2 protein-coding genes and 1 pseudogene are annotated in these 10,409 nt (G+C 37.6%); all 3 read left to right on the forward strand.

The features are described 5' to 3' along the window. Positions 1-510 precede the first annotated feature (510 nt). The 3 genes and pseudogenes from D1092_RS00170 (at position 511) to D1092_RS10100 (ending at position 10,267) form a co-directional block, all read left to right on the forward strand. Entirely contained in the window at positions 511-6,705 is a 6,195-nt protein-coding gene (locus tag D1092_RS00170; RefSeq protein ID WP_120121651.1) for a Vomp family autotransporter, read from the forward strand. Between the two features lie 793 nt (positions 6,706-7,498). Beyond that, positions 7,499-8,923: pseudogene (locus D1092_RS10095) on the forward strand (hypothetical protein); the annotation flags it as partial. Continuing rightward, positions 8,897-10,267, forward strand: a complete 1,371-nt coding sequence (locus D1092_RS10100) for a Vomp family autotransporter (RefSeq protein ID WP_479385956.1) — start codon at positions 8,897-8,899, stop codon at positions 10,265-10,267. The pseudogene D1092_RS10095 and the gene D1092_RS10100, both read left to right, overlap by 27 nt. The last annotated feature ends 142 nt before the right edge of the window (positions 10,268-10,409 follow it).

The following is a 10,409-nucleotide window of genomic DNA, read 5'->3' on the forward strand; positions in this document are numbered from 1 at the left end:
TAACAAAGAACAAGGTTTCACAAGGGTCATATCTACTAGATTATAAAATAAGTCTTAAAAAATTATAACTTATCATATAGATAAGCACAATTGTTATAAAAACAACACTTTTTGTATTTAATAAAAAGTATTTTTGCAAATTTATAAAAAATTATTTTTTACACTCTTGCCATTCAGCTGTTGCGCTTTATTTGAAGAGTAGAATTGCTCTTTAGTAAAACTATTTTTGTTAAGAGATAAATCGCAGTGTTTTTGAATGGAGATAACAGTATATTTTCAAAGTCTTGTGCTTTTATTTATTTTTTAGCTTGAATCCCTCTAGCTAAAAGGATTGGGGACTTTTCTAGATTCGATGTTATTGCAAAGATTTTAGGCTGATGCTGGGTGATATCGGTATCAGAGGGGGAGTTTTATATTGATTTATTGTTTTTTTAGGTGCGCAAACAAGGGTTTTGCCATGAGTGTTTTTGCGCGTTGTAATGATGTTGAGCTCTGTTGGAGGAGGTTCTTATGAAAAAAAAATATTCCACACCAAGTTTAATTAAAGCTGTCTCGCTCAGCGCGGCAATGGCGACACTTCTATCAAGTGTTTCCCCTGTTTTTGCTGCCAACTTTGCCTTCACAGGAGGAGCTAATTTAAGCACAAGTGGTATGGGCGTTTCCTATGCACATGGTAGCCATGGAAGTGTTGTTTTATCTGGTGATGATAATTTTTGTGGTGCAGACAACGTCATTGGTCGTGGCGGCAAACAACAGCAGGGAGTTAGTAATAGTCAAAAAATAACCGCAGAGCAACAATATGAGAGATTCATAAATAATCAAGATTATAGTGGTCGTAAGCCTTATGGTGCGACTGCTGAAAAGGTTACTTGGGGGGGGGATAGTTGGACAACTCCTAGAGGCGGTTATATGGGTGCACTGACTGGTGGGATTCAGAATGCGATGCCTGAAGCTTATGGTGTTTATTCTTTTGCAACGGGCTGTGGTTCTGCAGCAACAGGAAATTATTCCACAGCATTTGGTGCTGGTGCAACTGCAAAAACTGGTGGGTCACAAGCTTTCGGTGTTTCTGCACTTGCGAGTGGTAAAGCAACTGTTGCTATGGGTATCGGATCAGAAGCTTCTGGGGACTTTTCTGTTGCTTTTGGTGGGCTTGCAACTGCCTCTGGTAAAAGTACTGTTGCTGTAGGAACAAAGGCAAAAGCAGAAAAGGAATATGCGATTGCCATAGGCTCAAGGTCTCACGCGAAAGCTTCAGGAGCTATTGCAATAGGTAGCGTTAAGTCTGAAAGAACAGAAGGAGTAAATCCTCAAAGAGAAACAATAGCGGAGGCTGAAAATGCGATTGCTATAGGGTCGCATACATATGCTAAAACAGAAGATTCCGTTGCGGTTGGTGTAAATGCACAGGTACTTGTTAATGATGGTGTTGCTATCGGTGGTGGTTCTGTCTCTGATAGAGATAAGGGCGTTAAGGGATATGACCCTCACCTAGATGGTGAAACGACAGAAAACGGTATGGCATGGGTTAGCACAACAGGAGCTTTTAGTGTTGGTGAAGTTGGTGGTAGTGGTAACGGTAAATTAACACGACAAATTACAGGTGTGGCTGCTGGGAGTGAAGATACTGATGCAGTTAATGTGGCACAGTTAAAAGCTATGAGAGACGTCATAGCAGGAGGAGGAGCTTGGAAACTTTCTGCTAACGATACAGATCCTACAGACGTGAATTCAGGCAATGTCGTAGATTTTTCAGTGAAAGATACAACCGTAGGAGAAGATAACTTAAAAGTTGAAAAAAGTACTGAAAATAATAAGAATAAAATTCAATTTTCTTTGAATAATCAGCTTGAATTAACAAGTGTTACTACTGGTCAAAGCTTTATGAATGATGATGGTTTTATTATTGATAATGGGCCGCGCATGACTATTGATGGTATTGATGCCGGTAATGAAAAGATCACAGGAGTGGAAGCTGGAGAAGATGATACTGATGCAGTAAATTTTAAACAGTTGAAAGAATTTACAGCAGGAATTAAAGCAGGTGGCTGGAAGCTTTCTGTTAATGGCGGTAATACTACAGATGTTGAGGCAGATAGTACAGTCGATTTTTCTGCTGATGCGACTAAAAGTGGCGGTAAAAATATCCAAATTGAAAAAGGCGATAGAAATAAAGTTACATTTGCTTTAGCTGATGACATTAATGTAATGAGTGTCACAGCAGGAGAAAGTGTTATGAGTGCTGCTGGCTTTGGATTTGAAAATGGTGAGGGACCGAGCATAACAGTTAAAGGCATTCATGCTGGTAATAAAACGATTAAAGGAGTAGCAGCAGGGGAAGAAGATACCGATGCTGTAAATTATAAACAGTTGAAAGAAATAAAGAACCAGATAGTTGGCGATAGTCTTGTTAAATGGGATGAGAAGAAAAAAATTATTTCCATTGGTATGGAAAAAGGCGGAACAGAACTTGATATTACAAACAAAGATGGGGATTTTAGGGTAATTGCTGGTGTAGCAGAAGGAAAGAATGACGATGATGCTGTAAACTTTTCACAATTGAAAGAGGTAAAGACACTTGCAGAAAATGGCTGGAAGCTGTCTGTTGATGGTAACAATGCTACAGATGTTAAAGCTGGTAGTACAGTAGATTTTGTTGCCGGTGAGAGTGCAAATGGTAGTAATAAAAATATCAAAATTGTAAAAGATAACGACAATAAAGTCACATTTACTTTGAATGATGATCTTAAGTTGACGAGTGTCACGACAGGCAATAGCATTATGGATAATGATGGCTTTTCGTTTGTTGATGGTGGTCCAAAGATAACAGCGAATGGTATCGATGCAGACAATAAAAAAATTACAAAAGTGGCAGCGGGAGAGCAAGACACTGATGCTGTAAATTACAAACAGCTGAAAGAAATAAAGAACCAGATAGTTGGCGACAGTCTTGTTAAGTGGGATGAAGATGGGAAGCTCATTACCATTGGTGCCGAAAAAGAAGGTATTGAAATAAATATTACTAATAGTAAAGGTCAAGAGCGGGTTATTGATGGTGTTAGAGCTGGAAAGATCAGCCATGATTCAAGAGAGGCAATCAATGGTGATCAGCTTTTAAGTATTACAGAGACTATAGCGGATTTTTTTGGTGGTGATGAGACAGATATACTTAATGGTATCAAGCCAACTTTTACTGTTCATAATAAAGAATATCGTAATGTTACTGATGCTTTCGCTGCTGTCGATACTTCTATTACAGATATTTACACGCAAATTAACAATGTAACAGAAAATAATCTTGTTAAGTGGGAAAAAGATCAGAATTTCATTACCATTGGTAAGGAAAAAGGCGGTACAAAAATTGATATCACAGGTACTGACGGAGAGCGGATCATTGCGGGTGTGAAAGATGGTAACCTCGGAAAGGATTCAAAAGAAGCTGTTAATGGGTCCCAGATTAATGCAATATCTGGAGATATTGCAAAATATTTTGGTGGTGGTACGGAATTTAATAACGGAGTTTTTACAGGACCAAGATATAATTTATCGCATGTTGGTGTAGATGGTAAAGTCGAACAGAGGCAACATAATGATGTTGGTTCTGCATTGACAGGACTTGATGCAAATATCAAGAATGTTAATCAAAATTTGATAAATTCGATGAAAGATGTTGCTTCTTATTTCGGTGGTGGCGCTGGATATGATGAAAATGGTGGATGGCATACTCCTATTTTCAAGGTTATCCAATTCGAAGCTAATGGAACTTCCTCTAAGAAGAACTACACTAACGTTGCTGATGCTTTTGAAGGTGTAAACAATACTTTTACAAATATTCACAATCAAATATCTGATATCAAAGAAAATAATCTAGTTAAATGGGATGAAGATGGGAAGCTCATTACCATTGGCAAGGAAAAAGGTGGTACAAAAATTGATATTACTGGTAGTGATGGAGAACGGATCATTGCGGGTGTGAAAGATGGAGATATTTCAGAGGGCTCAAAAGAAGCAGTAAATGGTTCGCAGCTATGGAAGACAAATGAGAATGTTAAAGGTGTTGAAAAAGACATTGAGCATTTTCGTACGAGAGTTGATGCTATATCGGGTACGGTTACTGATATTAGTGAGGAAGTTTATAATCTTTCTCAAGATGCTTTACTGTGGAATGAAAAGGAAGGTGCATTTGTTGCACGTCATGGAACAGATGGAGAGAAGACAAATAGTAAAATTAAGTTCCTTGCGGATGGTGAGATTTCTGAAGAGTCAACAGATGCAATCAATGGTTCTCAACTTTATAAGATGGGCGATAAGATTGCCAATTATTTCGGCGGTGGAGCTAGCTATGAGGATGGAGAGTGGACAGAACCTACTTTCAAGGTTTCTCAACGCGGTGAGAACGGTAGTATTATTGAGAAAAAATACAATAATGTCGCTGAGGCTTTTGATGGTGTCGATAATTCTATCACGGATATCTATAATCAGATTAATGATGTGACAGAAAATAGTCTTGTAAAATGGGATGAGGGCAAAAAGCTCATTACCATTGGTAAGGAAAAAGGTGGTACACAAATCAGTATTGAAAACATGAATGGTGAGGATCGGACACTTTCTGGTGTGAAAGATGGGAAAATTTCTCAAACATCAACAGAAGCAGTAAATGGTTCTCAGCTTTTTAAGACGAATGAGAAAGTTACCACTGTTACTGAGAACTTATCAAAAATTGCTCAAAACACATCGAAATATTTTGGGGGCAGTACAGATGTACTTGAAGGTATTGAACCAACTTTCCTTATTCAGGGAGAGACATATCGTAATGTTTTTGATGCATTTACGGGTGTGAATGTTTCTATTACAAATATTGATAATAAGATTTCTGAAATGAAAGAAAACAGTCTTGTTAAATGGGACGAAGGACAGAAACTTATCACCATTGGTAAGGATAAAGCCGGTACTGAGATCAATATTGCCGGATATGCTAATGTAGCACGTTCCATTTCTGGTGTAAAAGCGGCAGAAAAGGGTGACGAAGCTGTTAACAAAGACCAACTTGATAAAAGCATAAAGGATATTACGAAAAATATCGAAACAGTAACTGCTGCTGCAGTTCTTTATGATAAAAATGAAGATGGCAGCGTTAATTATGGTAGCGTGACTTTAGGCGGCAATAAGAACAACGGACCAGTTGCTCTCCATAATGTCAAAGATGGTAGAATTTCTGAAAATTCTCACGATGCCATTAATGGTAGTCAGATTAATAAAATATCAGCAGATATTGCGAAGTTTTTTGGTGGTGGCGCAAAATTTGTTAATGGTGCCTTTAAAGGACTAAAATATACTTTATCCGCTATTGTTGATGGTCAGATAGGAAAGGCTAATTTTTATGACGTTGGTTCAGCTTTAACAGGTCTTGATAAGAATGTTCAAGATGTGAATAAGCGCTTAACGAATGTATCCAATAAGTTTAATCAAAAAATTGAAGGCATTTCAAAAGATGCTTTACTGTGGAGCGAAGAAGACGAAGCATTCGTTGCACGTCATGAGAAAAATGGCAAGAAGACAAATAGCAAGCTTAAATATCTCATGGATGGTGATATTTCTAAAAATTCGACGGATGCAATCAATGGCAGCCAGCTTTATTCCATGAGTAACCAGCTTGCGAATTATTTCGGCGGTGGTGCCAAATATGAGAATGGCAAATGGACAGCACCTACTTTCAAGATTGTTCAAGTCAATGAGAATGGTGAAACTGTCGAGAAAGAGCACCATAATGTTGCTGATGCTTTTGGTGACGTCAATAAAAATATGTCAAATATTAATAACCGTATTGATGATGTCATTAACAAGGTCGATTCCGATGCGTTAAAGTGGAATGATAAAGAAAAAGCCTATGATGCTGGTCGCGATGGTAAGCCGAGTAAAATTATCAATGTCGCTGATGGTAAAGTTGAAAAAGATTCCAAAGATGCGGTTAATGGTGGACAACTTTGGGAGACCAATGAACGTGTCTCTGGTGTTGAAAAAGATGTTAAGCATCTTAACAACAGAGTTGATAACATTTCCAATACCATTGCTGATATTGGGGACATAGTTAACAATATTGATGGTAAAGTTGATAATATTGATAATAAGGTTAACGATATTGCTGAGGATGCTGTTCGCTATGACAGAGACGAAAACGGCAACAAGACCAATAAAATCACATTAACGGGGGGAGATGCCAGTGAGCCTGTTGTGATTGATAATGTCGCTAATGGTAAAATTGAGACAGGATCAAAAGAAGCTGTAAATGGTGGTCAACTCCATGACTATACCCAAGAACAGATGAAGATTATTCTCGATGAATCCAAGCAATATACGGATCAACGGATTAGTAATATTACGATTGATGCGATTGACGAAGCTGTTGATAAGTCCAAACACTATACCGATATGAAGTTTGATGTTTTAAACTACAGCATTGAGAGTGTGCGAAAGGAAGCAAGACAAGCAGCAGCTATTGGTTTAGCAGTGTCTAATTTACGCTACAATGATACACCTGGAAAATTAAGCGTTGGATTTGGTACTGGTTTATGGCGCAGTCAATCAGCTTTTGCCTTTGGTGCAGGTTACACCTCAGAGAATGGAAATATTCGGTCTAATGTATCTGTTACGACTTCTGGTGGTCATTGGGGTGTAGGTGCGGGATTCAATATGACATTAAATTGATAATCAACAAACCAAATAAAAAATTCTTTTCACCCTTGTCTTATGAGGCAGGGGTGAACTGTTTTTTACATCTATAAAAGATATGCATAGAGAGATTGATAAGGGATATAATGATAACGACAGGTTTTAAAAACAGAAAAAACGTTTACGATTTCGGCAAAGTTTTCACCTTTTTCAAAAGAAAAGATGAATTAGCCTGACTTTCGACAAAACTATAAATTTACGATTCATCTTCGGGTAAAGAAGAACAGATTGAGTTTGACTGGAGAAGTGATAAAAATGATATGCTAAATTAGCCTTCGATAACTTAAACCATCTCTATTCCCGTCATTTTTCACAGCCTGTGATGAGATTATTTGGGAGAATAACAATGAAGCTAAAAACGCCCCTCTTTACGCATTTTTGAAGAAAAGCCGTAGACTTTATTCATCTATTTTACACAAAAAAACATTTTTGCTTAATACTTTGCTAAAAAGAAAAACTCCCATTTCTTTTCAAGGTATTAGCACTTTATCTATGAATAAAAGTGATAAACAAAAAACTAGAAAAACAATATCACCCTTGCAAAAAATAACGAAAAGCCTGAAAATTAAATAAATATCAATTAATACATAAAAAAAATGAATCTCATTTTCTCAGAGTAACACAAAAAGCGGGGACATTCACGATGACATCTAAATGTGCAATTTCTCTATTTTTTATAATGTTAAAGAAATCCAGACCTAAAAGATTTTTTAGCATTTAAATTTGTCTTTTTTGTGTTTTTAGTTATTTTTTCATTGGGGAATTTGTTATGAACAAATTATATACACAATTAGCGGGGAGTGATTTAAAATTTTCTCGTTTTCCTTTTATTAAAGTTTTGTCATTGACTTCAATCGCTGCACTTTTGTCGAGTGTTTCTCCTGTTTTTTCAAAAAATCTCTCTCCAAGAGAAGGAGTTTCTACGGATATAAAGGCTGTTTCTGTGGTTTCTCCCCAAAGTGTTATCTCTGTTTATGATGAAGCTCCCGGTACAGAGGAGACTGATGCGGTCAATATTGCGCAGTTGAAGTCATTGCAAACCTATGTAAATAAGAGCTGGAATCTATCTGTTAATGGTAAAGATGCTATAGCTGAAGAAGACTCTTCAGTTGCTATAGGCCCTGGGGCATCTGTATCTAATATTAACGCTGTAGCTTTAGGAGCTCATTCACAAGTGACGATGAATGGGGGAGTTGCTTTAGGAGTGTATTCTGTAGCTGATGTTAGTGGTAGTGTTATTGGTTATAAAGCTTTACGAAAAGGTATATCGGATGATCTAGGTTATGTATGGAAAAGTACATTAGGTGCCGTTAGTGTTGGTAATGTTTCTATAATGCAATCGCGGCAAATTACAGGAGTAGCAGCAGGTCTAGAAGATACTGATGCGGTGAATGTTGCACAGTTGAAGTCCTTACAAGATTATGTGGACAAAGGTTGGCAGCTATCTGTTAATGGTAAAAATGCTAAAGCTATTGCTATAGACAGCATGGTAGATTTTGTAGCTGGAAGTAGCAATTTAGAAATCACAAAAGGCGATAAAGGCAATAACATAAAGTTTGATCTGGCAAAGGACATTACGCTGGGTAGCGTAAAAGCCGGCGAGAATACTTTAGATGCAATGGGTTTAAAAATTACGGGTGGTCCACAAATAACGACTGAAGGCATTGATACTGCCGGTAAAAAGATCACAGGAGTAGCAGAGGGTACTAATGAAACTGATGCGGTGAATTTTGGACAACTGCAAAAAATTGAACAACAAGTCGCAGCCAGTAGCTTTGTACAACAGGACGATACAACGAGATACATCACCATTGGTAAGAATACAGATGGCGATAAAATCGATATTACCAGCACAAGTGGTACAAGTCGGATTATTTCTGGTGTGGCAGATGCAAAGAATAATAATGATGCCGTTAACAAAGGTCAGCTTGATACAAGTATAAAAGATATAAATAACGAAATAACAAATAAATATAATAAGCTTACACAAAACATAACGCATATTACACAACAGGTTAAAGACGATGCTTTATTATGGAGTGAGAGTGATAATGCATTTGTTGCTCAGCATGGTGAAGAAAAAGCAAAGAGCAAGCTTAAGTACCTTTTAAATGGAGACATTACGGCTGAATCAACGGATGCAGTTAATGGTTCTCAACTTTATTCGATGGGTAATAATCTTGCCGCATATTTGAGTGATGGCGCTGGTTATGATGAGAATGGCGAATGGAAAGCACCTACTTTTACGCTTAAGACAGTTAAGGAGGATGGTACAGCAGGTGAAGAGAGTTACGATACTGTAGAAAAAGCACTGTCTGCGGTTGGTACATCTTTCACAAATATTCAGAATAAAATCACTAATGAAGTTACCAAGGAAATTAATAAAACAAAAAGTGATGCTTTGTTGTGGAGCGAGAGTGATGGGGCATTTGTAGCTCAGCATGGCGAAGGTGATAAAAAAGCAGAGAGCAAGATTATGCACCTTAAGGCTGGAGACATTACTGCTGAATCAACGGATGCTATAAATGGCTCTCAGCTTTATTCTGTGATCCATTCACTTTCTGCATATTTTGGTGGTGGTGCAGGCTATGAGAATGGGCAATGGAACGCTCCCACATTCTATGTGTCGCAATTCAAGAATGATGGGAATGGTGATAGCAAGAAGGATTATCATGATGTTGCAGCTGCGTTTGAAGGAGTTAATGGAAGTCTATCCGATATCAACGAGCGTATTAATAATGTTGCTAAGGATGTCTCATCGAGTGGTTTAAATTGGAACGAGGAAGAAAAAGCTTTCGACGCTCGTCACAATGGAGAGCCAAGTAAGATTAAGTATGTAGCGGATGGTAATTTATCCAAAGATTCAAAAGAGGCCGTTAATGGTAGCCAACTTTTTGAGACAAATAATAGGGTTACTCAAGTTGAAAACCGTGTAAACAATATTGATCAAAAGGTAGAAAATATTGAAAATACGGTTACAAATGGTGTGGTTAAGTATGATAAAAATGAAAAGGGTGATAAGATAAATAAAGTTACATTAGCTGGTGTGAGTGAAAGCGACCCGGTAGTGTTAGATAATGTAGCGGCAGGTGACTTATCCAAAGATTCAAAACAAGCTGTGAATGGTAGCCAACTTTGGGAGACAAACCAAAAGATGGATGTAGTTCTTGATAAGGCAAAAGAATATACGGATGAGCGTTTCAATGACATTATCAATCACCAAATGGGTGATGTTATTAATGAAGCGAAATCTTATACGGATATGAAGTTTGATGCTTTAAATTACAGCATTGAGGGGGCGCGAAAGGAAGCAAGACAAGCAGCAGCTATCGGTATAGCAGTGGCGAACTTACGCTATAATGAAACACCTGGAAAATTAAGTGTTGGATTTGGTACCGGCTTATGGCGTAATAAATCTGCATTTGCCTTTGGTGCTGGTTATACATCTGAAAGCGGATCTGTTTTGTCTAACGTATCTGTTACCAATTCTGGTGGTCACTGGGGTATAGGTGCGGGATTCAATATGACATTGAACTAATAATCAACATAATACATTGAGTAAAATTATTTCGCCCTTGTCTTAAATGAGGACAAGGGCGAAAGTTTATTTTAAGAAGAAGCCAATAAAATCAACAAATGAGATAACGAAGTCTTTAAAGAAAAATATGCAGTTAGCCGAA

It is taken from the genome of Bartonella krasnovii (assembly GCF_003606345.3).
Taxonomy (GTDB): Bacteria; Pseudomonadota; Alphaproteobacteria; order Rhizobiales; family Rhizobiaceae; genus Bartonella; species Bartonella krasnovii.